Here is a 22,625-nt window from a genome sequence, read left to right as displayed (position 1 = left end):
AGCTGGTGCTATCCTGGGTTTATATGGTGGTCCCGCAGGAGTCGCTATAGGAACAACAGTTGGGTCAATTTCAGGAGCGATAATCGCAGCCATGAAAGGTGCCGCTGGTGGTGGCTTGCTTGGTGCAGCGACCGGAAAGGTCATGGACGATAATATTTTCGATAAATTCAAATGCAACGACTGCAGTCACACTTTTTCAGATTAAGGAGGGATTGATGGATAAAGTGAATGCAATTATGATGACATACTACAGAAGCTACAAAAATTTATACGGCTATACATTTACCCTAACAATCCTGATAGAGTTGGATTCTTCGCGACCAGATACATAAACACGTGCAGCATATAGAATATCGGGTACGGATTCATTCTTATTAGCTATTTCGAGTGATAGTAAAGATTCAAGTGACCATTTGTTATTTTTAACGGCTTCACCAAGAGGTTGTTCAATCAGTTCCTGGAGCTCCTTAAACTGTTTGCTGTACTGTGGCGATAGTTCTCTTTTTATATCCTCATCATCAGAATCACGTAATCGGCATAGAGCAAGCACTAACTCTATATGCTTTGTTATTTTTCCATCAATTCCTTTAATATCGCTATCGACACCATAAAAAACACTATGGAAGTAATTTATCAGAGATGATACAATCGAATTAACTTGGTTGGATTTTAAATTAAACACTAAATCCTTGTTTCTCCAGAGGGATATTGCCAATATTTCATGTCCCATTACACAGTTTCTTTCAACTCTCTGTATCACGTAGTTAAAAAGCTCCCGCTGCCAGTTCAATTTTGCATCCCCGATGACATACCCTATATCCTTGTATCGGTGCTTAAATAAATTTTCATTGGATATAAACTGCTGCAGTTCAGCCGAGTATGACTGTGGCGCATCCTTGTGCAGATACGAAAGAAAACGCCTCATCTCGTTTTTCATTACCTCCGGTATTTCCTTATTAGCTATAATTTTTTCCGAATTATGTATAGCCTTCATGGCCTCTAGGCGAAAGTCATTGGGAACATCGGCATCCTGCAAGCTGCGTCCATGGTTCCATACCGATAAAGCTGGAAAGCGAATGCTGCCAGCCAGGAAACACTCATCAGGTTGAGGATTTCGGCTTACATCTACAGCCTGCAGCTTGCCGTATTTCTGTTCCACGACATATGCATAGACACGCTCGCCACCGGTAAAAGGCGTTGCCGCCTCGGCTTTGAGTACCTTGTTTTCATAAACTGCTGCTTTTGATCCATTGCCCAGCTCAATAATCCAATAGTTATCTCCGTTTTTGGTCTTCATAGTTTCGGACAGGGTATATTGCCTCCAACCATGTAAATTCACTCCATCGATCTTTCTAAACTCACTCGGCAGCCACTGACCTGTACAATCAATAGTTTCTCCAGGCCTGCCTTTCTTAGGCACGCGAGTCATAGCATCCCATGTATCCTGTTCCGGAAAACCAGGGAATGGCAGGTTCAACCAGTCCCGCATAGATCTTGAATTCCAGACTACCTTAATATGTGTAAAATCCGCTACACGTCCATTAACAGGGACGAAACGTAAATCGTATGGACTATTATCACCGTAGGTATATGTCAGTTCCAGACGACACTCTACATCAGTTTTTAACGGAAATGAAGCATGATGCAGATATGCGTAATACTTTTGTTTTTTTAGTCCGCCGCCTTGTATAAGTGGGAACTCATAAAAGGTTTTCCCTGCCGGCAGGATAAACCCATCATCAACGGGAATATTCACCGACTCTCCTCGTCTCGGTACAACTGTAGTGGAATCACCTACCAGTTCTATACGCACTTCCTCCCCTGACATCTTCTCTGCCTGCATGGCAAGCTGCGGGAGATGATCACGCCACAAAGGGGTATCAGGTACTTGCTTTTGCCACACTTGAAGTGCACGGGCTCCAGTCAGTAATTCACCTGAGGTCTCTACTGACAATTCATGGACAGCTGTTGCTTGTTTTCGGTATTTCTCCCGAATTGATTTGTATTCCGATATGGCGCGAATCTGTTTTTGCGGCCCAATGTCAGCCGATGTAACGTGGTACGATTCTTCACTACCAATTCGCACAGTAAGCCTGCCGGACGCAGTCGCGATGTCGGCATTGGAAAAACCCTGTTGCAAAAGATCTGGCAGCAAACCATCCGCACTTTGCCTGGATGTTGTCTTCTGATTAACATATAGTTCATACGGGGGTAATCGCTCCCAGGTTATACCCTTTGTATGCAGCAGCTCCTTTTCCACAGTACTGCGATGTTTTGCTTTCAGCGGAATTATAGTACATACTGAATCATCTGCATCGGTCACCAATACAATATCGCCATTCTGGATATGCTGTGCTTCAAATGCCTTGCTACTCTGCCATTGAAACACCCGCGCAATGCTGCGCGGTAAGGGTTCGGCAACACGAAAGCCGAAGTTCATACTCTTTCGCACAAGCTCCAGGGAAAAGTCATCACCTGAATCAGGTATTAAATATGTACAGACCTCAGGGTCATTAAAGTAACGAGCCATTTTTTTCGCGAACAGACGGCCTGTCGATGTAGTTCGACTTTCCTTGTGCTGACTGGAGTTGCTACTTATCACATCCCGCATAGTTAGTGTTTCGATGCTGTTTTGATTATCATCCTGCTGCAGTGCAGAGGCACGACCACAGTCTATCTCAAACTCACCAGCAGTGCTGGATTCTTGAAGTTTCCAGTACTGCTCGACCAAGCGGAATGGCACCTGCTGTGCTGCTTTTGCCTTTGTCCCGTCACGGAAACAAGCAAGATAACTCGGCTGTAGCTGGGTAACATCCAGAATTATGGCTTCACATGCCTCCACCAGTTCTCTTCTGCTATTATGTGTAGCTTGAGGCACAGGAAGCTTTTTCTTTGCAAGCAGACGATGTATGAAGTCATCATTCTGAGCCGTAGTCAGCTCTGGCTTGGAAGCAAACCAGTCATCGGGGATCCGAAAAAAAGAACCCGGCAGAGACACCGAAATTTGTGATTTTTCTAGTTCGACTTCTACATTTCCATAATTGTTTTTGTCGGTTCTTGCATACCCAAAAATCATTCCAAGTGCCGGTGTAATGCCAAAAGTATCATAAGCGCAGATTACCGGTTGCTGTACCAACCGAACTGATGGGTTTCTCTGCATGTAAGCTGCAAGCGAAACAGACATAAGCGCTAAACGGCCGGAATTCAGATGCTTGAAATCTTTCTGTATGTCTCCATCTATCTGCTGCAGTCGGCACCATGACTTCCATATTTTACAGTAATTTTGATCGGATAAAAGGGTATTATTGGGAGGAAGGTTTTCCCAGCGTCCGATGGTTTTAGCGGCGTCCGATCTCAGCCATCGATGCAACTGCAGAACCAGATCATCTTTATATGAAGCATCCGAATGTAGAGCGTTAACTGCACGCTGACGAAGCTCCAATAACTTACAAAGTCTAATTATACATGCTTTTAGAAGGCGATTTTCACTTGTGTCAAAGCTCTGGAGGTGTTCGACGGCCAGCATTCGTGGTGATCCGGCCAGCTTCTCCCGGACATTGCGACCAGGTTTGCTGTTTAACCAACTGACTGTTTTGGCGTCGGTCTTACGTACAGCATGCAGCGGAAGCACTGCATGCTTACGCACAATTCGGTTATGCAGCTGATGTATCAGGTGTTCAATGGCAGGTTCAGCATAGTCCGCAATCTGTTTTAACCAGTCGTTATATTCGGGGCAGTCGCAATCACAGGTAATGGGGTTTCTGCGGTAACGGGATAACAGCATATACAGATCGGTAATCAGTGCTTCGCCAGTAACCGGGTCATAGTCCCAAAGGGAGTTAAACCGGCTTCGCACATCAAAAACAAGTCGCGCTTCATTCACTTCAGAATCATTTATACCCGTACGCCATGATGAAAGCAGTGTATAAAACTTTTCAGCTGACAATTGCGACATTTATACTACCCCTCACTAAGAAAGCAAATACCGGGAAGTACACCACATAAACTGCCCATATCCGAATTCTCTGGCATTTTCAAAGTCTTCATCAAGGTTGTACTTTTTGTCGGACAACAGCTGTTGAATTTTCTTCAAACTATCCCCTTGATTTCCTCTTGTCTCAATACCTCGTAGTTTTGGCATTATCTTCTGCACAAGTTGATCCTCAAAAGAGTTTTTTAATGCCTTCTTTAGTGCACTTTCATCATTTAAAACTTGAGCTTCTATGACCTGTGGGTGATTGAGCATATACGCTTCAACTGACTGCCATACACGATGTCCCAACGCTCTGCCTGTCTTCCCGAGTTCTTTGTTGATATGCTCAACCGTACTTTTATACTCTCCTATCTGTTCAACACTGAAATCGCTATCAGACTTGCACCAAATATTCCATGTATCGACTGGCAATAACGGTGAATTGCCGCCAAGTTTCAAAGTTTTTTCACGTCGCTTCAAGGTGTCCGGGCTTGGAAAATTTAGAATAATTCCACGATCTATTACTTTATCTGATAAAGTGCGGGTAGTTTCGTCCTGGTTCATGGTACCAACCCAGAGCACATTACGTCCCAGCTTGATTTGATAATCCTCAAGACCGGTGCCAATTTTGATTCCCAGGGACGGGGTGTTACGGTCTAACAGCCCACGTCTTTGCTCAAGTTTACTGAGAAAATCAGAGAAATATAGTTCGACATTGGCCAGGTTCATTTCATCCAACAGTATCATGTTCAGTGCATGATTCAATCCATGGCCATCATCGGGCTCACGTTGGGTTTGCGCAAGGAAACGAAGCACATCCTGGGCATCAAAACGATTGTCTATAGAGTTAAAATACCCGAGCATAGCCTCCTGACTGTCCCAGTTTGGCTGAACCGGTAGGGACATAAAATTAATTCCCCCAAAATGGGAGTACAAACGCGGCAATTCGGATTTACCAGTGCCACTGACACCAGCTAAAACCGTTAACGGCGAAATCTCGGCAACCTTGAGAGCGGTATGAAAAGAATACAATAGGCGTTGGGGAAACTCAAAACCAAACTGTTTAAAAGATTCGGTCATTGAACTTAGCCAGTTCATTTCAGACTCAGGTAAAGCTTCCTGCGACATAAGACTAAGTGTATTTTTTATCAGGGGAGTCTCGATAGCCTCGATACGTGACTCACGACCTTCTTCGGTTTTGTAGGCTGCGGTCAGACGCTGCTGTTCGTTCTCCAAAAAGTTATTATGCTCTTGCAATCTGGTTTTCTCGGTTTTTAGCAGGGATATTTCCTGATGCATGCGAACATTCTCTTGAATTATCCTTTCAAACTCAGTCATTCTTTCATGAAGATCCTGCTCTTTTTGCCGGAATTTGTTTAGTTCCGCATCTACTTCCCTATAACGCTGTGCCAAATCCATCGAGGGACGTCTCGCTAATTCTTCATGCGCCTGTTCCAGCTCGACTTTCAGACGAGCCAGATTTTCGAGTGCCTCATGAGGATTTGAACCAAGTTCGTTCTTCATATCCTCATACAAGTGCATTAGCTTTCTTGAGGATTGTATGCTGTTACGCAGCCGCTGCAGCTCCTCATTATAACCGTTTGCTTCTTCTACAAAGGAGGCATACCGCACCTCCGTTCGGCGATTAACTTCAGCATTAATTTCCTGTTCCATCTGCTGCAGTCGCTGTTTCTCGTTTTCCAGGCGTCGTTTTTCAAAATCAAGATCCTGCTTCTGCTCATCAAGCGCCAACTCTCTCTTTCGCACCACTGTTTCTTGTTCACCTGCGATTTCCTGCTGTCTGGCAAGTTCATCATAGCTCTGCTGGACATCCTGCTCGATTGCGTGCAAGCGTTGTCGGCGCACGTCTGCAAGCTCTCTTTCCAGCTCGTTTAAACGTTCAGTACGCTGTCGGACAATTTCCGTCTCCAGTTCATGCAGTTTTTTACTCCTTTGCTGAAGTATGCCGATTTCTAATTCTGATTCACGCTGTGTCAACTTCAACTCGCGCTCGGCTATAATACTCTCCCTTTGGGCAAAACTACGCTCCCATTCGTTACATTGCTGTAATCTCGCATTGCACTGATTATCAAATTCCTGAAAACGTTTCTTGAACAGATCCGGAAATGCATTCTCGGCTTCAAGTTCTTTCTTGCGAACTGCGGCCTCTCTCCGGGAAAGTAGCATCTTTTCTTCTTCAAGCTTTTTGTATTCCTGCTCTATCTGCTGCTCCATTGTTCCTTCCTTGCAATGTTGAGTGTGGTTTTACCAAATATTTATTCTTACCATTTGACGAATTAGATCGAAGACTAAGGTGACCGCAGTTACCATTTGACGACTTGTCGCCGGTTCAAGCTGTGAGATGTGACCGTGCCCTCGAAGCGAAGCTACATGATCTGTTCTGATGAGCATATACGGCAGCTCGCGTGCAAGCAGTTGGAGTTCCTGTGTGTCGGCCTTTAAGAGGTATGCGATACAATGAGCCTGCAAACTGTTCTTGCGTCCCCCAAGGCTGCCAAGAATTCTCTCTGGGGTGGCACTGCTTAGGCTCTTCAGCTCCTCGATAGATCCTTTGAAACCTGCCTGAAACGCTTTCGTGAATGCCTTCTGTGTCAGGGTATCAGCCCCAGCAGCATTGAGCCCATCAAAATTTTGATCGGCATACGAGTTGTGCAGCAGCTGCCAGAGACATTGTTCAAGCAGCTCGTACAGTATTCCAACAACCTCGGGACGAAATATTACTTCTTTATCTGTCCGACACATTTCCATTCGCACGAGCTTGCTATAAACCTGCTGTGGTACGGCACGCTGTACCGCAAGTCCAAGCCCTTCCTCTACTCGAATCTCAGCCTCATATCGAAGCTGCTGCTGTCTGGTCCTTGTCTTGCCTCGTGATACATCACCTTCATACTGACCCTCCTTGCCAGGATCAAAATCGGGTAACAGGACAGCGCTGCATGCAGTTATTCGATCCAACCATGAAGCTATTTCTTCCTTGGACATTTCAGCCCCGTCGCCATGCGCAGCAGCATTTCGTTTCTGACCAAGCTCGGACAATTGAACAAGCAAATCAGCATTGCTTTCGACCAGGTTGTGCAGAGGGTGGGTTGAGTCTTCATGGGCATCGGCAAAATTCAGCGCTAATAATGACCACAGCTCCGGCTGTCCGTTCATTGAGCCTCGAATTGTTCCGGCTTTAACCTGCATGCGCCGTTCTACAGCAGCCTCTATTATAAAATCGAGCTCTCCGGCTATACCAGTTACAAAATTACCGATTGTTTCCTTATTTCCCATGCGATAAAGCTGCTTGAGACGATCTTTCTCTCCCGGTCGTTTTTTAGCTGCATAAAACAGCACCCATTCAAACGCCGAGTAACAGCTTATTGCTGCATTATTCTGTATCTGTCTGTATTCCTCGAGTTGGTCGCTTGTCTGCGGATTCTCAATATAATCGCGCAGGTTATCCCGGATTATATGTAAGCAATCATATATTTCCTGCATTGGTTTTGTAGGTGCAGATGTACCTACGGCTTGGCTGCTTTGCGCAGAGACAGGCTTAGAGGTACTTTTCTTCCTCTGTTGTTTCAGCCAATTTTGTTCATCCCGGTCAATACCAGTTAATGCTCTTTCCAATACCGGCGATAGATCTCCACCAAAACCATCGGTAACCAGCCAGTCTTTTCGTTCTGTCGCCTGCAGCATAACATCAACCCGAACATACACCGGTTGAGCTACAATTGACGCAGGTTCAACGCGAATTGCCTGTGCCCTTTTTCCAGTATCGCGTGCATATTTTGCAGCAATTTTCTGGATTTCGATAATTGAAGGGGGGTGCGGCTCACTTCTTGAGGGAAATCTCCAGGCGATTACTCTGTGAGTTCGCGGATCAGCTTTGCCGGTCGACCCCATTGGCTTGTATTGAAAGCAGGATAGGGCTAAACCAGCTTCATTATTTTCACCTTCTGATACATCCTCTGCTGCCAGCAGCTGTTCTGATCCGTGAGGGATCATCACAGGCATCATCTGTCCGGAAATGGCATCGCGATATATAAGAAAGTACAATAACTGCTCTTTGTTATTGTCGACTTGACGTAGGGCTCGTTCAGCCATCGGAGTCAGAGTCAGAGTCAGATCATCATGGATATATTGAGTGTGCTCCAGTCGCTGCAGCAGGAATTGCACAAAATCCATCTCCAATCCTGTCTTCCGGCTCATACGTACCGGATCTGTACATCCGGCATCAATGAGTTTCAGCATTAGTGTCTCGAAAACCTGGCGATCGGCACCAGCAAGACCGGATATTCCCACTGTATACTCATACATTGGCCAAAAGACTGGTTTTGAAACAGCAAGCTCAAGCCCAAGCAGTGGAGCAGGGAAATCTAAAAGTTTGGAAGTCATAATATTTCTCCTTGCTGTGCGCAAAGATCGGCAAATGCTGCTAATGCGGGTACTGCTTCTGCCTTTCTCGCAGCAACGCTGGTGCAAAATTCTTTATCGCCGACAACTGCCAACAGGCGCTTCTGCCTTGTCATACTTACGCACAACCGATTAACTGACTTGAGGAAACCAAAGTTACCCCTGCTATTGCTTCGTACTACCGACAATAAAACCACGTCAAACTCCATGCCCTGAAACGAGTCAACCGTGCCAATTCTTAGCCTTTCCGATTCTGTAATATCAAATCTGTCTTTCAGGTGACTGCGAATAGCTTCAACCTGAGCACGATAAAACGAAATAACTCCGTATGAAAGTTCTGCACCTTGAGGTGACTGCATCCAGTCAGCAAGCATCTCGACAATTTTGTCGACTTCGGGATCTCTGACAAGACTGCCGGAAGGGCTGCGCTCTTCCCTTCCTGAAGCCATCGGTACATCTACCCACATTGCAGGCTTACCAGTGGTGCCGGGCAAACTGTGGCCAAAATCATCTTCCGGTCGCGGTGATTTATATCCCTCACCATGCGTTGCATAAAAATAATCGCTCGCAAATTTCCCTAGCAGCGGGTGCGATCTAAACTGGGCATCAAGCGTTATTGTTCTGGAGATGCCATCAATTGCCTCCAGCTGTTTCAGTCGAGTGAACATATGTTCGAACATACTCAACCGAAAAGGATCTGCATCAATCACGTCGTTCTCATGGCTCGGGGTGTCCGGTGTCTCCATCCGACTAAGGATTTCTTCCTCTACCATATGCGGCAGCTGGCGGTGATCACCAACCAGAATAATCCGTCTGGCGGCTTTACACATTGGAATAAGCAAATCCGGGGGAGTTGCCCGCGCTGCTTCATCTATGATGACCGTATCGTAGAGAAACCAGCGTTTATCATTCCGGTCATACTTACTGGCTCGTATTTCAGTGCCCTCTGACTGCTGGGTCGTTGACGCATATACATAGTTATATTTTTTGAGGTCGTGCTGAATGCCGAACATATTGTACTCAAGTTCGGCCAACCAATCAGACAACACACGATCAATTTTAGTTGCCTGTGCCGTTCTCTGTTGTATACACTGTACTGTCTCTCGGCATAAGTCCAGAATCGTATCGTTTCGCTTATGACCGGCATATTGTGGTCTTGGTGTATACTGCTCCAGCAAACGGCGCTTAAGATACCGCAATTCTTTGATCAGTGCTGTTATATCGCCAGGATTATTCAGATCAACTGTTGCCGCCCGCTTGAGCAAAGTTCGATCCTCGGTTTTCAGATCATTTTCCAACGCGGCATACACATCAAGCGCTCGATCAGGTCCATCATCTAGAAATGATTCTACATCAATGCGCATACTGCGGATAATCCGCACCGTTCGATCCTGTGAAGCCGAATCAGGGCTGCTTTCCAAAACAAGTATGCGCTTCTGATCAAGTATGGCTTCACGTAAATCAGAAGTGATATCGGCTGTGCCACGCAATAAGGACAAGATGAAGTCCGCTTTTTGCAGGGTTGGCCGTTGAGCATAATCCGCAGCAGCTGTACTGATCGCAGCTTCATTTGGAGTAATAACCAGGTTCGGATTTTGCTGACGAACCCTGTCTGAGACTGAAGAAATCCAGCTAAGAATATTATCCTGAAACTCTATAGCACTCGACCGGTTGCCAAATTTGTAGGTTGGAATAGAGTTGATATTCAACCGATCAATCATATTTATTACCGCATCATGCTGATATGATGATGCCAGCACACGGCCTGCAGATGATGTTGTTTTATCATGAGCAACATTCAATAGTTCAAGAATAGCTGTTATAACCGTGGTCTTTCCAGTTCCAGGCGGACCTTGAATAAGTGCAATGTCGGGTGTGGATAGTGCAATTCGAATGGCATCACGCTGTATTTGTGTCGGTTCATTGGAAAATATTTTTTTGTACACCGACGCAGTCATAGGTACTTCCTTACCGGGTTTCTGAGGCGGGACCTTCCCCCTATCCTCCAACAGCAGTCCCAGGTGTGGAATTCCGCTTTCTGCATTACTTATCTTGTTCCAGGCTGTACGTTGCCGTTCCAGCTGCGTTTCCTCACCGAGGGTGGACAGTACCAACAGTGGTAACTCATTAAAACTTATTTTTTTATTGCCCTCAAAATAAACTTCCATAATATTATTTTCAATTTTATGTACTTTTCCTTGCATGGATTCCGGCGTTTCTTCCATACTTGTATTTTCTTTACGTTTCAGTTTTCGTTCTACATATTCATCCCATTTCAGAGCAAGATCTTCCAAAAACAGTGGCTCAGTGGCAACCAGCTCCACGGCGTCACCCTTTTTTACGGCAGGTAGCGTCGATTCAAAATAAAATCGATCCATGCCATTTTGCAAACGATCTCTGTTAATGTATCTATGCTTTCCGAACTCCCTTGCTCGTTCAAGCACTCGCTCTCCGCGTACTTTGGCGTACTCGTCCCACGCCTGCAGATAACTACCTGTGGTCTGACGTATTTCATCCAGCTGCTGCTTAGTGTATTCAGATACTGCTACCTTTTTATCCGAAAATATTATTTTGCCCATGGCCAGGCGAAAATGAGCTTTTGGCTGCAAGTTCTTTTGTGGGGCAATACGACAGGCCTCGTAATAGATTTTTTTTTCACCTGAAGTTTGATTGGTGCGTGAGAGTAAACTTTGGTGAACATCAATACGTTTAGAACCTGTGTGAATTGAGAAAGCAGACCCTTCGTCAGGTGAACCAGAAATTATAAAATATTCCTGACCCTGCATTTTAAACATACAGCTGTTAGCCAGACCATTATCGGGTTTCAAGTATCTGTTCAGATTGTCTCCGAGAAGTACAGAAATTTCTCCGACATCCAGTTCATTTGCAAAAAAATTGACCATCATCAGAATCGTACCACTCTTATCTTGATACTGAATCTCTGCGGCATGAGCTTGATTTCTTGCCAGATAATGATTCAGATCAGCTGCTTTTGACGGATGAACAAGCTCTATCTCACAGCCCTGAAAAATGTACCTGTCTTTATAAGCTAAGAGCCTTCCGATGCCATCCAGCTGACTGCTGGTATCACAAAGCTGGAATTCATATGTAAAACTGTCCAGCACAGGGACATCATTAAGCCTCACTTTGCCTCCTGGATGGCTACTTTGAGTCGACGGATGGTTCGACCGCCCTCTTTCAAAACAATGTACAGATTATCTTTGGCAGTAGTATCGAGTTCAATCATGATGGAGTGGCATACCGGCTCAACTGTTTCACCAAGGACTACCTCACAGCTTATATCAGCCTTGAATGCCTGGTCCGGTTTGGAAACGATGAGCTCGGTGTGTTCGCTGTAATCAGTCAGATGTATAGTGAGGCCAGGCGTACCATGGAGTCGAACATCAAACGGGAGCAGCACACGCATTGGTATTTCAATTGCTTTGTTACTATCAATTTCCCGCATAAAACAAACTGTGGAATCATCCAAGAGGGTCAATACATCGGGCAATGATGCATTGCAATAGGGACAATTTTCGATTTCTAATTGACCAGGCCAGGACATCTCGCACTCTCCACAGGCTATTGTTGTATCAGCCAACCGCGCAAACAAACGAGGCCAGATAATAGCCGGTAGCCTTTTTCCTGTATCAATTTTACCTTTGGTAAACATGGTATCAAAAGCCATCTGCAGTTCCTGAGACAGGACCAGAGGCCGAGGCAAGCCATTATTGGTGCTGTTCGTGTCATCATCCTGGCAATCGACCCACGGCAGCTTGCCTTCCAATGCTTTTGTTTCTATATCACTCCTGCTATTGATACCTGAATCCGATTGATCCCAGTCATTGTTTGAATCAACCCCTTCAATCGCGTCGCCCCAAAACGGGTGAAGCATTGCCAGCAACTCAAAAGCAATAATTGCAAAAGAATAAACATCAGAATCCTGACTGCATTTAGCTTGCCCAGTTACCACCTCGGGAGCACCGTATCTCGGTGTATACACACCAGACCCAATCGAGTTATCAAAGGAAGCAATCGAAATGTTGTCTGAATCGATCAGCCATATATTTTGATGTGCATAAGTTGGATCCTCAGTGACGAAAATATTGTTGGGCGATAAATCACCGTACACCAAACCACTGCTGTGTAGTTCCGCCAGTACGCAGGCACAGCGGGTCAGTAGTTCCAGCCGTCGACGCAGGCCACCACTTTTACAGTACACATACAGCTGCTGATGTTGCGGCTCTGGTTTATTTTTATCTCCGCTACCAACAATCCAAACCGGGTAGTCCGTAATGTTCTCAGGAACAGCAAGTAATGAATCAAGACCAGAAAGTGGCTGCATATCATCCATAATTCGCATTACATACCCAGCATGACTTTCCAGCAAGGTGAGGGGGCGGGCAACATTTATTCCATCGGGCAACGGCATCAACACAAGTCCTTCAAAAGCCGCCTGTGCTCTCTCAAACTGTTCCGGATGGGTCTCTTTAGTTATTGGTCTCCCAGCCTCATCCAGAACAATTTTAGCAGCAATATTTGGTGTTTTTGTTGAGACAACCATGCCTTGTCCGCCAGCGCCAAGTACCTTTTTAATCCGATGTTGAATAAAAAAACGATCAAAGAGTTCTGTTGGAATATCACTTTCGGTGTTCATCATCAAATCCCTCCGAGAAAGACCAGTGTCTTGTCATCCGTATGCCCTGCTGTTGGCCAATTAACCAGCCATGTTTTGGACTCGACTGAGTTTTTACGATTGCTTATTTCACAGCTTGTCTGTTCAAGTTCTTGTATAAAGGCTATTTCGCTCCCCTCCGCAATATCCTCGGAAATCCCGTCAGTACACAGTAAAACTGTCGAACAATGATCTCGTTGAAGGCGCTCCAGTTCCCAGCACTGCAAGCCGTATTTGCTTGCCAGCGAGTGGGTGGAATTGGAAAAATCATCACCCTTATGCTCGCGAAACAGACGGTCCGGAGCTGCATTCTTTCCAAGCACACCAATAAGACCATCCCCAAGCCGACCGATAAGAACTGAATCCTGATTTACATAGGTAAACAGACATGTCGCAGCACAATCGGCAGCTCGCAGAGGGGCAATGTTAACCAGCCAATACGCATGTACCAAACTCAAAAAGTCTCGAGCATCCAACTCTGGATTTTGACGAGCTTTGCAGACTGCCTGTACCACTGAAGCACAAGCAGCTTTCGATCCAATATGGGAAAATCGCTTGCTCCCCAACCCGTCTGATACTACTGCAACCGAACCCCAACGAAAATGGCGAATGAGAAACGAGTCCTGGTTCGGCAAGTTCTGACGTATATGTCCTGGCCCTTGCACACTCGCACCCCATGCCCTATGCACATTGCACTTTTTAAACATTTTTGGCTCTCAGGACATCATCAAATGCGTTCAGAATGTCTACAGCCGAATACTCCCAGTCCTCCCGGGGCCTCCTTGCGTCCTCTCCACAAAGAACTACACGACAGGTGATCCCATGTTCACGTATACTATGCAGTATTGTGCTGAATCCTCCTCGTGAATAGAAGCCATCGGTAAGCACAAGTGCGTAGTTAACCACATGCTCATACATTATTGCCGGTAGTTCTTTCGGGCTGCCGTTCCACTCCAGCACATCCACTTCACACGTGGTTAGATCTGTACATATACGTGAATACAGAGCAACAGCGCGCGTGGACATATCTACTATTACCGGTTTCCCAAGTATAGTCATACTTCCTGATGTATCGTGAATAATATGTATTCGCATCTACTGCTTCCCCTTCGCTGATATTACCCCTTGACAGATACTCTAAAAGTCAGTGATCTCTGCAAGTTTACTATTTGTAGGATCCTGGGGGGAAAAAGGTAACAGTTTATTGGGGTCTGCCGATTTAGAGCGAACACTTACGCTCATGGTGACCTGGCGGAAAAACTGATGGATCGATGAGGCGTCTCCTGCGTAAAACAAACGATTTTCAGTACCATGGAGGAATTTCTTCAGTACATCTTCACCACCGTCGTTACCAATTGCCATTGCCATGCGGTCACATTTCGATGAGCGTCCGGAAGAGATAAACTCATGCATTGCCTGCTCCCAAGAATCATTAGGCATACCATCGGATACCAGAACAACTGTCGGGCGATAGCCCTTTGAAGGAATCGTCTCTTTATCCTCAATCATTGCCTTGGCCATTGCCAGGGCTGCTCCCATTGGCGTACCACCGTTCGCCTGCAGCATGGGATTAGAAATCTCCGCCACAGAGGTTAACGGCAAAGAAAGTTTCACATCGCCCCCAAAAGTAATTACAGCTACCTGAATCTCAGTTTCTTTTTGAGACTCACCTTTGAAGCTTTCTATCATCTCATGAACAGCCTTGTTCAGCGCAGTAATTTTTTCGCCATGCATGCTGCCGCTGCCGTCCAGCAGTAGTATTACCGGAATCGGGCGAGCCTTTGTTACTGTGAATTTACTTGGATCAAACATAATTAGAACTCCTTATGATATGTAATAGTGGCAACTAATCGAATTCTTGACACTTTTTTAAATCGATTCTTATATTTTTTAGATCACGGCTCACTTGCGTTTCATCTAATTCAAATATGCTGGCAATTTCCTTTTGGGTGGGCAGCTCTTTATCCTTCAGGAAAGAATCGAGCACCTCTGTATTAATGAACTTATAGCTTCTGTATAGCTCCATGAAGGCATCTAGAAAACCATCCTGAGTACGTATTTCTCTCAACAGCTGTGCTGTCAGCAAGAAGGAAAGCCGAGGTTGCACCCTCTCCTGTTTTTTCTGCCATATATCATCTAATGCCGATAGTCTTATTTTTAACTCATTTTCTCTATCCATCTGCTTTTCCAGCAGCTTGTCGTGGGCTATCTCATCGGGATTATTGTAGATATCAAAAAAAGAAACCGCATCATCTGAATCGCCTCCGTCGTCTGAATCACCAAATTCATTTGGTGCACGGTGGAAACTTAACAGTTCTACGTAACGCTGTACGGTCTTTAGTGGCACGCCATATTCCATGGAAAGAGATTCCTGAACAGACAGAGAATTCAGATTCTTCCCTGCCTTCTCTGCCTCATTGGCTATATCTTTGGCCTTTTTGCTTGTCTTTCTGGGAACGTAAATGCCTGCACGTGTATTCTGATTATAATCCTCTTCTTTTGCTGACTTAACAACTCGACTGACAGAAGTATTTAGATAATGCAGAAAGACAGCAACAGGTGAATTAACGAAGGAAACAAGGCAATCTGCAACCGTCTTAAAGACTTCCTCACCGTATTCAAACTCTATTGTGAAACCATAGTCGGTCTCTACTCGTTTACCATATCGCTGCTTATAGTACTCATAAGTGATCGCAAAGAGTTTGTTTTTAACTTTTCCATACAACTGAACATCGCTTGTGGAGTCAATCTGAGAGAGCTCCTGGTATAAAGCTTCAATCTTGGCTTCTTTTTCAGTCATCGCTCCCCCATTACAACGAAAATATTGTATCCAGCATTTTTACGGCTTCAGTCGCAGAGCTGCTGTCCATCGAATTCATGAGTGAGTTCAGATAATACAGCGAGGTTATATCGGATAGCTGCCCGTTTTGCGCACGCCGCACCCCAGTACCTTCAGTATCAATAAAATCAACTTTCCCGTATATAATATTCTTGATATCCGCAGCATGAAATTTCTCCGCGAACTGCAGCAAACAAAAGAGAATTAATGGGGATGTTTTCGGCCCGTACGTAATATCTGCAGTTATTTCAATATCATCCTCAAGGATGTCCAGTAACCGACGAAACAAATCATCGTGTATCGTTTTGGTTTCTTCAAATGGCGAATCTATTTCCAGAATTTCAATATCGGCACCGATTTCATTGTTAATACCGTACAACTCAGACCTAAAATTCTGTGCTTGCCGCTTGCTGTCACCGTTGACATCATCCTTGGTCAACAACACTACCTTTACACTATCTTTTGATGTAAGATCTGAAGCAAGCACCGCGTTTACCGGAAACCTCACCGCCTTATCATAGTCTATCTTACTGTTTGCCTCCGGTGTATAAACCAGGGGATCAATATCCTGCAAGGGAATAGTACTAATTACAAACTTTTTCATTCCTACACTCCTTTCTATCTTATAGGGGTCAAATACTCGTTAAGTTGACACTTTCCCTCGTATTTCATTGCTTTTTTCGACCGAAGATTTTGCGCCATATTTTTTCCGGAGCCAGAACGGTCTCCGGAGCCGGAGTAGCGATATTTTCCGTTTCTTCCTTTACTGATTTTTCTGCTAATTGTTCACGCTGAAGCGTTTCGCAGAGCTTCTTGTACTCTCTCAACTCCTCAAGTGCAAGATCGAGCTTTGCTTCCTGCTCAACGGCTGCTTCCTGTTGCGTTCGCATTGCTTCCTGCAAATCCCGCTTCTCTATCAGCAGAAGATCGCGCTCCTCGGCTAAAGCATCGCGATCGGTCTCTTCAACACCAACATCGCCAGCATCATTCCACTCGACAAAAACTGAATTATCAAAACTCCGTCGTGAAATTTTGCTCAGAGTTCGCTCGTACACATCATGATCGGAGAACACATTGGTGACGTGGAATCGCCGGTCTCTAACAAAACCCGCAATTCGCTCTGCGGTCCGGCTTTGTTTTATTACCAGCAAATCAGTACTGTGCCACCGTTCACTATGATTATTTCGCCACACAGGTCTGTTCGAATTCATGATCAACCGCTTTATAACCACAGAAGAGACACCATCTATCTTTCCCAATTCTTTCAAGGCGGATTCTGCTATCAGCGGTTTTTCATTTCCCTCATCCATTGACAGCAGACCATATGCCAGTGGTGATATGGTTACTTTATTCTCCATAGGCTCCGTGAAAGAGAGAAACAGATTCCGCTCTTCATCCACGTAATTCAGAACCTTTGACAGGAACTCCTGTTCAGAAACAGCCACACTCTGCTCCAAATGCTGCAGACCCGGCTTAACCCGCTCGAATAGATGGAGATCAAAAGAAAAAGGAAGTGGTGGCAGTGTTATAAGTTCTCCAGAGAACTCGAAGATGTATACCGATTTCTTTCCATACAACATTCCAAGTGTAGTCAAGAATGGGAGCACCCCCTTAAAACCGCCTGTGGGATTAAGAATGGTTTCATAAGCATGTTTATTATACTCTGGATTTTCCAGGTACTCTAATACTGTGTGTACAAAATTCTTTAACCCTATGGTACGAAGCTGTTCAGAATCATGCACCTGCAGTCCTTTGATGCGTTTGACTTCCACTCGAGATTCAGGCAGTGCAAAATGCTGTACAAGAACTGTACGCAAAGATTCAGCGCTGACTCTACCCGGAGCGTTGTCACTTGCCAATAGCACTACCATGTCATCAGGTAATACACCGATTCTATCTAGTGAGTTGGTCTCTGCCGAAAGCTTCCGGATATCTTCGCGTTTTACAGATCGGATTTTTTCCCGCACCTCAGTTGCAAAATCACTTACAGGATCATCCCATTCCCAGATCTCGCGGATTATTTCTCGCTGTGAAGGGCACCCATTGGTTATTGAAGTGCCTACAGTGCATATAATCAGTTTCTGCATTTCCCTCTCCCTGGAAGTATATTAAACATTCAGATATTTCATCGCGCTGCGAATGTTTTGGACTTTCGCTATTTCAACTATAATATTATCAGTGAATGAATCCGGCTGGTATATTCTATCAACCGGAGAGCATTGTTCACACGTCACTGGTACTTCAGGGGTGATTTCGGGAACATGTGTTGATTCCACAAATACAGATAGTACCGCCTGTTCCACCGGAGAGACCTGCTTGACCCGAGTTTCTTCTACAGAACTATGCAGCCTTGAATAAAGTGATTCGGAATTCCGGGGAGTCAACTCAAGCAATACTTGCTTCAGGGCATAGTTAACGACAGTCAAATCATACTGATCAGGATAGTCATCTGCAATCTGCGTAAGTTCACCGACTGCAGTAGTGTCTTCCCGTAAGTATGCTGACAATAAGCCTTTTACCAGGGCATAAGCTGAACCATCAGGATTTCCAGGTGTAAAAAAAGCTGTAATGAACTTGTCCTGAGCCTGAACAATTTTCCCGAGCCGTCCCAGACAACACGCCTGCATAATAAGAAGTCGAACCTCATGTGATACATCCTGAAATCCCAGCGAGGCCGCACGACCAAAGACCTCAAGCGATTGCAAAGGTATATCAGTTCTGAGCAAGAGCTCGGCATATGTTTCGTAGCTGTGTGCCAGCTGAATACTATCATTTTCACGGCGTGCCGCTTGTGCTGATAGCAATACCCAGTGACCAGCCGATCGCCAATTCCCTAGTACCAGTTCATTACGTGCACAGCCATGCAGTGCCCAGGCTCGCCAGGCAGTACTGCTTTTTATTATGTGCATAAATGCACTGCGGGATGCCACATAATTTCCACCGGTGTACAACTGCCAGGCTTTTGCGACATGCTCCAAAGAAGTGCCTTCGGTAGAGGTAATGTCCGAGAAAGCATTACTTCGAATCTTTTTGTATGCTGTCAGTTCAGAAAACACAGTCTCCGGTTGAAAAGTCGGGTTTAACTTATTTGCGTAATCAGATTCTCGTAACGTATTCAGCAATTCATACAGCATTATAGTCCTCCGGCATTCATATTATAAGCCTGATCAATAATCCGCATTGCAGGATACTGATCACGAATTTCCGGAATATAAAGTTTATTACTATGCAACAGCTCAAGGAATTCATTTAACTGCGTATTCATTGCTGCGGCCCAATCCCTACCACAGGAAAAAACTTGCTTACCGTTCTTCCACACTCCTTCACGGTTTGCCTCGAAATAATCGCTGTCTGTTTCAATACAGACCAGTTCACGTTTCATATCACTGAACGTCCTGGATTCAATGCAGACCCACCCGTTCAGGCTGCGTCCAAAAACAACAGCATGATCATCAGTCATATTGGAAGAACATACATTCTCTCTACGTGCAATATGGGAAGAAATTACCTTAAACTGACCAGCAAGTGACAATACCAGGTCTATCATATGGTAGCCTGAATCAAGCAAAGCACCTCCTCCGCTAAATGCCTTCGTTTCACGCCAGGTATCTGGAGTTTCAGTTTGCGGAGCCGCGAACCCCAGATGTAATCCAGCATAAATACTTCGAATTTGGTATTTAGGCTGCATTGAGTTGTTGAGGTACAGCATCTCCCGTAGCTTCATATAGCTTGGATGGTTGCGTCTTTGAATGGCCGTCTTGAGGGATATGTTTTTATTTCGGCATTCTGAAAGAAAGGAAGATGCCTCCTCCGGCGTTCTGCCTAACGGCTTTTCTTTTAGTAAAGGAACACCGCAGTCTATGACTGATTCCCATATCTGCGGATACACATGGTGTGGTAATGCCATTACAATTCCGTCAAAATCATCACCACTGAAATCTTTCAGTCCTTCATATATCGCGACACCAGGATATTTGTTGAACAAATACTCCCTTCGGCTTTGATCACCCTCACAGATCCCTGCAAGTACAGCATCCGAATGAGCCAGGATTGAAGTAATATGTTCTTCACCCTGCTTACCTCCACCAATAACCAACAAGCGATTCTGCTTGTTTGAATCAGTGCCCATACATCGACCCACAAGTCAGATCTACAATTGAGCCAGTCATGTATGAATTCTCTTTGCTCACCAAAAAACGAATTGCGTTCGCAATTTCTTTCGGCAATGCCATGCGATTAAAAAAAGTTCCGGACGCAACTGCTTCTTGTTTTTCATCCGACCAATCATTGGTCATATAGGTTCTGGTCGGGCCGGGGAGCAATAAATTCACTGAAATACCATTCTTTCCATAAGCCCTGGCGGCACTCATTACCAGTCCCTGCATTGCTGCCTTACTGGCAGCATAGCCGGGTTTACGAGCACCTACAATTCCAACCGGACTCCCGGCAGCGACAATGCGACCCCATCCAGCTTTTTTCATGGGCTCGGTACAAATCTTAATCAGTTTCATAAAAGATCGAACGTGCACATTAAACTGTTCGTCCCAAAATTCTTCTGCGTTTCCATCCCATCCATGGCCTGCTGAAATTCCAGCTAAATGCACGAGTGCACGAGTTTCCGCAAACTTTTGAATCTGCTTCAACACACTCTCTATATCTAAACTCGAATCTGACAAGTCGCAAATTGCAGTGGAAAAATCAGCAGCAGCATTCTCTACCTTCTGAGCATCCAGCCGGTCTTTTTCCTGATCTATTCCGATAACATGCCAGCCAGCAGCCAGAAGTTCAGATACAACTGCCTTACCCATTCCCCCTGCGCAGCCGGTGACAACTACTGCTGCTGCTGAGTTTCTATTCATGCGCTTATTCATTAGCGCTCCTTACTTTTATTGTGCACTCATTGTTTTTTATTTTTAAATTTTCATCATAGTCAAACATCATGCAGTTCGCTCAAGACTAGCTTTATTACTTCGTCTGTGCAACCGCGAATATTTCTTGATTTAAGTAGTGTAATAAGCTCACTTACTGGAGGCCAGACAGATCTCTCTTCACTCGGAGACAGAACATATTCCTCAAGAAATTCATCTGATAAAGCCATGTCTTCCCAAGTATATTTAAGATCAGAAACAATCTTAAGTTTAGATTCAGAAATCTCTTTTGCACCAAAAGTTTTGATGAGTAAATTAAAAACTGCATACCTATCTTCACTAATTATTTCATCCATAGAACATTTTTCTAAAATTTCTCTATATTTTTTATTAACCTTTTGAAGTGATGCCTTCTCAGGATCTGAATTAATGAATTTTTCAAGAGACTGCGAAGGAAGTAAATTATCCCAATAGGTCTCCAACTCTTTGCAATATCCGATACGAAGCAATGCTTTTATCAACGCATTCTTGATATCAGGATCTAAATTATCTTTATATTTTGCATATTGATCTTTGAAATCAGAGTTTGTTGTACTTTTCTCGATAGAAGCAATCGATTCATTTTTCTTTTCTTCGCTGTTTTTTTCAATTGCAAACCTTCCGTAACCTACTGCGGTCTTCCCCCCAATACCTTCACCCTTTAATGCATCGCGCATTACTTCTAAAATTTGCTCAAGTACAACTGAATTACCATAGAGAGATAGAGAAAAATGCAATCCAGGTTTCAGCGCAAGAATTGGAACAGGAACAGGATCCTCCATTCCAGTTGGCCAGCCTTTTCCTGAATAGTATTTTGGATAATGAACAGTAATTATATCCTGATCAAACCATTCTGTGCCATCGGGAACCAACCAGGCGTCAGTAAAGCCTATAGAGCCTGAAAAGGAAATGCCATCCTTCTCTCCACCGAACAGTTCAACCTGTGCTTCACTCTTCTGACCGTTTTTGTTACGTTTCCAGGCATCACCACCATACTTTGACATGTAAGAGGATACCAATCCTTTCAATGTGGTCCCACTGATATAGGGCACACCCCAGGGAGTATTCAGTTGTATGCCATTTTCAAGTACCGATGAGTTTCCTGTGCCAAGCAGAACCCGACTCATTGATGTAATTTCTATACATCGAACTTTACCTTCCGATTCTAACTTACGCTGTATATTCATCCAGTTCTTATATGCATATCGGTAACAGACATTATCAGACACCGAAGCAAGCACTCCTGTGTATTTTTTTAAAAGTGCAGCTTTATTATTCTTTTCGGGGATATCTCTCGTCAATTTGTCATAATAAAGACCAAGATTTGAACACTTTATACCATTGTCATCATCCGGCCATTTTCCACCTATAGCTGTGCGTACTGCTTGTCCTGCCATCACTCCGAATCTCCATGCGCATTTCCTTGGATCAGAACATCAGCAAGGCGTTTATGCCATTGCAGAAGACCAAGCGTCATCCGTGTAGTATTCATGTATTCCGGGAGATTCATCTCTCTGATTATGCTAATATACTGACGGGAATCACTCGAACCTAAAGCCACATTGATTTTCGCAGATTCTATCCTCAGATGATCGAGAAAATATTTATAATACTCATTATCATTTGCTTTTGATTGCAGAAAAATAAGGAATTGCATTAACCCTGTAGTTCGGAGCAGTCCACCACTACGTTTACATAGGCTTTTATAGCTCCGTAACAATTCATGCGAATCTGAAGATTCTTGTTTTGAAATAAATTCCTGCATATTCTGAAAAACTATGTTTGAGTAATTCTGACTTTTGGTTATCATTC

Annotated in this window: 17 protein-coding genes; 1 reads left to right on the top strand and 16 read right to left on the bottom strand. The window is 44.6% G+C overall.

Annotated elements, in window-relative coordinates; translation table 11 throughout:
* A partial coding sequence (locus tag ACYQ2L_RS16185; RefSeq protein ID WP_460057859.1) for a hypothetical protein occupies nt 1-205 on the top strand: 205 nt, incomplete at its 5' end.
* 69 nt (nt 206-274) lie between these two features.
* Here ACYQ2L_RS16185 and ACYQ2L_RS16180 read toward each other — a convergent pair.
* The 16 genes from ACYQ2L_RS16180 to cmr5 all read right to left on the bottom strand — a co-directional run bounded on the left by ACYQ2L_RS16180 (nt 275) and on the right by cmr5 (nt 22,623).
* Nucleotides 275-3,955 carry a DUF2357 domain-containing protein gene (locus ACYQ2L_RS16180; RefSeq protein ID WP_460057918.1) on the bottom strand — a complete coding sequence of 1,227 codons (3,681 nt, stop codon included), beginning with the start codon at nt 3,953-3,955 and terminating at the stop codon, nt 275-277.
* A gap of 15 nt (nt 3,956-3,970) precedes the next feature.
* The gene (locus ACYQ2L_RS16175; protein ID WP_460057915.1) at nt 3,971-6,208 is read right to left on the bottom strand and encodes an McrB family protein; all 2,238 of its coding nucleotides are present in this window, start codon (nt 6,206-6,208) and stop codon (nt 3,971-3,973) included.
* 30 nt (nt 6,209-6,238) lie between these two features.
* Nucleotides 6,239-8,374 carry a hypothetical protein gene (locus ACYQ2L_RS16170; protein WP_460057913.1) on the bottom strand — a complete coding sequence of 712 codons (2,136 nt, stop codon included), beginning with the start codon at nt 8,372-8,374 and terminating at the stop codon, nt 6,239-6,241.
* Nucleotides 8,371-11,220: a DEAD/DEAH box helicase gene (locus tag ACYQ2L_RS16165; protein WP_460057910.1), complete on the bottom strand. Its 2,850-nt coding sequence runs from the start codon at nt 11,218-11,220 to the stop codon at nt 8,371-8,373. Before ACYQ2L_RS16165 ends, ACYQ2L_RS16170 begins: the two co-directional genes overlap by 4 nt.
* Before the next feature lie 314 nt (nt 11,221-11,534).
* Nucleotides 11,535-13,052, bottom strand: a complete 1,518-nt coding sequence (locus ACYQ2L_RS16160; RefSeq protein WP_460057907.1) for a protein kinase domain-containing protein — start codon at nt 13,050-13,052, stop codon at nt 11,535-11,537.
* The gene (locus ACYQ2L_RS16155; protein ID WP_460057905.1) at nt 13,052-13,774 is read right to left on the bottom strand and encodes a PP2C family serine/threonine-protein phosphatase; all 723 of its coding nucleotides are present in this window, start codon (nt 13,772-13,774) and stop codon (nt 13,052-13,054) included. The genes ACYQ2L_RS16160 and ACYQ2L_RS16155 overlap by 1 nt, the downstream gene beginning before the upstream one ends.
* Nucleotides 13,767-14,162, bottom strand: coding sequence for a hypothetical protein (locus ACYQ2L_RS16150; RefSeq protein ID WP_460057903.1), 396 nt, complete (start codon nt 14,160-14,162; stop codon nt 13,767-13,769). Before ACYQ2L_RS16150 ends, ACYQ2L_RS16155 begins: the two co-directional genes overlap by 8 nt.
* A 42-nt stretch (nt 14,163-14,204) precedes the next feature.
* Nucleotides 14,205-14,879: a vWA domain-containing protein gene (locus ACYQ2L_RS16145; RefSeq protein WP_460057901.1), complete on the bottom strand. Its 675-nt coding sequence runs from the start codon at nt 14,877-14,879 to the stop codon at nt 14,205-14,207.
* 34 nt (nt 14,880-14,913) lie between these two features.
* Entirely contained in the window at nt 14,914-15,867 is a 954-nt protein-coding gene (locus ACYQ2L_RS16140; RefSeq protein WP_460057898.1) for a hypothetical protein, read from the bottom strand.
* 10 nt (nt 15,868-15,877) lie between these two features.
* Nucleotides 15,878-16,510 carry a TM1812 family CRISPR-associated protein gene (locus ACYQ2L_RS16135; protein WP_460057896.1) on the bottom strand — a complete coding sequence of 211 codons (633 nt, stop codon included), beginning with the start codon at nt 16,508-16,510 and terminating at the stop codon, nt 15,878-15,880.
* A gap of 64 nt (nt 16,511-16,574) precedes the next feature.
* Nucleotides 16,575-17,993: a putative CRISPR-associated protein gene (locus ACYQ2L_RS16130; protein WP_460057894.1), complete on the bottom strand. Its 1,419-nt coding sequence runs from the start codon at nt 17,991-17,993 to the stop codon at nt 16,575-16,577.
* Between the two features lie 21 nt (nt 17,994-18,014).
* Nucleotides 18,015-19,040 (bottom strand): hypothetical protein, encoded by a 1,026-nt coding sequence (locus tag ACYQ2L_RS16125; RefSeq protein ID WP_460057892.1) that lies wholly within the window; start codon nt 19,038-19,040, stop codon nt 18,015-18,017.
* Entirely contained in the window at nt 19,040-20,035 is a 996-nt protein-coding gene (locus tag ACYQ2L_RS16120; RefSeq protein ID WP_460057890.1) for a Gfo/Idh/MocA family oxidoreductase, read from the bottom strand. Before ACYQ2L_RS16120 ends, ACYQ2L_RS16125 begins: the two co-directional genes overlap by 1 nt.
* On the bottom strand, nt 20,025-20,777 hold the full coding sequence (locus ACYQ2L_RS16115) for an SDR family NAD(P)-dependent oxidoreductase (protein ID WP_460057888.1): 753 nt from the start codon (nt 20,775-20,777) through the stop codon (nt 20,025-20,027). The genes ACYQ2L_RS16120 and ACYQ2L_RS16115 overlap by 11 nt, the downstream gene beginning before the upstream one ends.
* A gap of 59 nt (nt 20,778-20,836) precedes the next feature.
* On the bottom strand, nt 20,837-22,210 hold the full coding sequence (gene cmr6, locus ACYQ2L_RS16110) for a type III-B CRISPR module RAMP protein Cmr6 (protein ID WP_460057924.1): 1,374 nt from the start codon (nt 22,208-22,210) through the stop codon (nt 20,837-20,839).
* On the bottom strand, nt 22,210-22,623 hold the full coding sequence (gene cmr5 / locus ACYQ2L_RS16105) for a type III-B CRISPR module-associated protein Cmr5 (RefSeq protein ID WP_460057885.1): 414 nt from the start codon (nt 22,621-22,623) through the stop codon (nt 22,210-22,212). The genes cmr6 and cmr5 overlap by 1 nt, the downstream gene beginning before the upstream one ends.
* Between the last annotated feature and the right edge of the window lie 2 nt (nt 22,624-22,625).

Source organism: Spirochaeta dissipatitropha (assembly GCF_054657935.1).
This window is presented reverse-complemented; position numbering and strand designations above follow the sequence as displayed.

Coding starts and splice junctions, on each gene's coding strand:
- ACYQ2L_RS16180 (WP_460057918.1), bottom strand. CDS start 3,955: ATGTCGCAATTGTCAGCTGAAAAGTTTTATACACTGCTTTCATCATGG.
- ACYQ2L_RS16175 (WP_460057915.1), bottom strand. CDS start 6,208: ATGGAGCAGCAGATAGAGCAGGAATACAAAAAGCTTGAAGAAGAAAAG.
- ACYQ2L_RS16170 (WP_460057913.1), bottom strand. CDS start 8,374: ATGACTTCCAAACTTTTAGATTTCCCTGCTCCACTGCTTGGGCTTGAG.
- ACYQ2L_RS16160 (WP_460057907.1), bottom strand. CDS start 13,052: ATGATGAACACCGAAAGTGATATTCCAACAGAACTCTTTGATCGTTTT.
- ACYQ2L_RS16155 (WP_460057905.1), bottom strand. CDS start 13,774: ATGTTTAAAAAGTGCAATGTGCATAGGGCATGGGGTGCGAGTGTGCAA.
- ACYQ2L_RS16150 (WP_460057903.1), bottom strand. CDS start 14,162: ATGCGAATACATATTATTCACGATACATCAGGAAGTATGACTATACTT.
- ACYQ2L_RS16145 (WP_460057901.1), bottom strand. CDS start 14,879: ATGTTTGATCCAAGTAAATTCACAGTAACAAAGGCTCGCCCGATTCCG.
- ACYQ2L_RS16140 (WP_460057898.1), bottom strand. CDS start 15,867: ATGACTGAAAAAGAAGCCAAGATTGAAGCTTTATACCAGGAGCTCTCT.
- ACYQ2L_RS16135 (WP_460057896.1), bottom strand. CDS start 16,510: ATGAAAAAGTTTGTAATTAGTACTATTCCCTTGCAGGATATTGATCCC.
- ACYQ2L_RS16130 (WP_460057894.1), bottom strand. CDS start 17,993: ATGCAGAAACTGATTATATGCACTGTAGGCACTTCAATAACCAATGGG.
- ACYQ2L_RS16125 (WP_460057892.1), bottom strand. CDS start 19,040: ATGCTGTATGAATTGCTGAATACGTTACGAGAATCTGATTACGCAAAT.
- ACYQ2L_RS16120 (WP_460057890.1), bottom strand. CDS start 20,035: ATGGGCACTGATTCAAACAAGCAGAATCGCTTGTTGGTTATTGGTGGA.
- ACYQ2L_RS16115 (WP_460057888.1), bottom strand. CDS start 20,777: ATGAATAAGCGCATGAATAGAAACTCAGCAGCAGCAGTAGTTGTCACC.
- cmr6 (WP_460057924.1), bottom strand. CDS start 22,210: ATGGCAGGACAAGCAGTACGCACAGCTATAGGTGGAAAATGGCCGGAT.
- cmr5 (WP_460057885.1), bottom strand. CDS start 22,623: ATGATAACCAAAAGTCAGAATTACTCAAACATAGTTTTTCAGAATATG.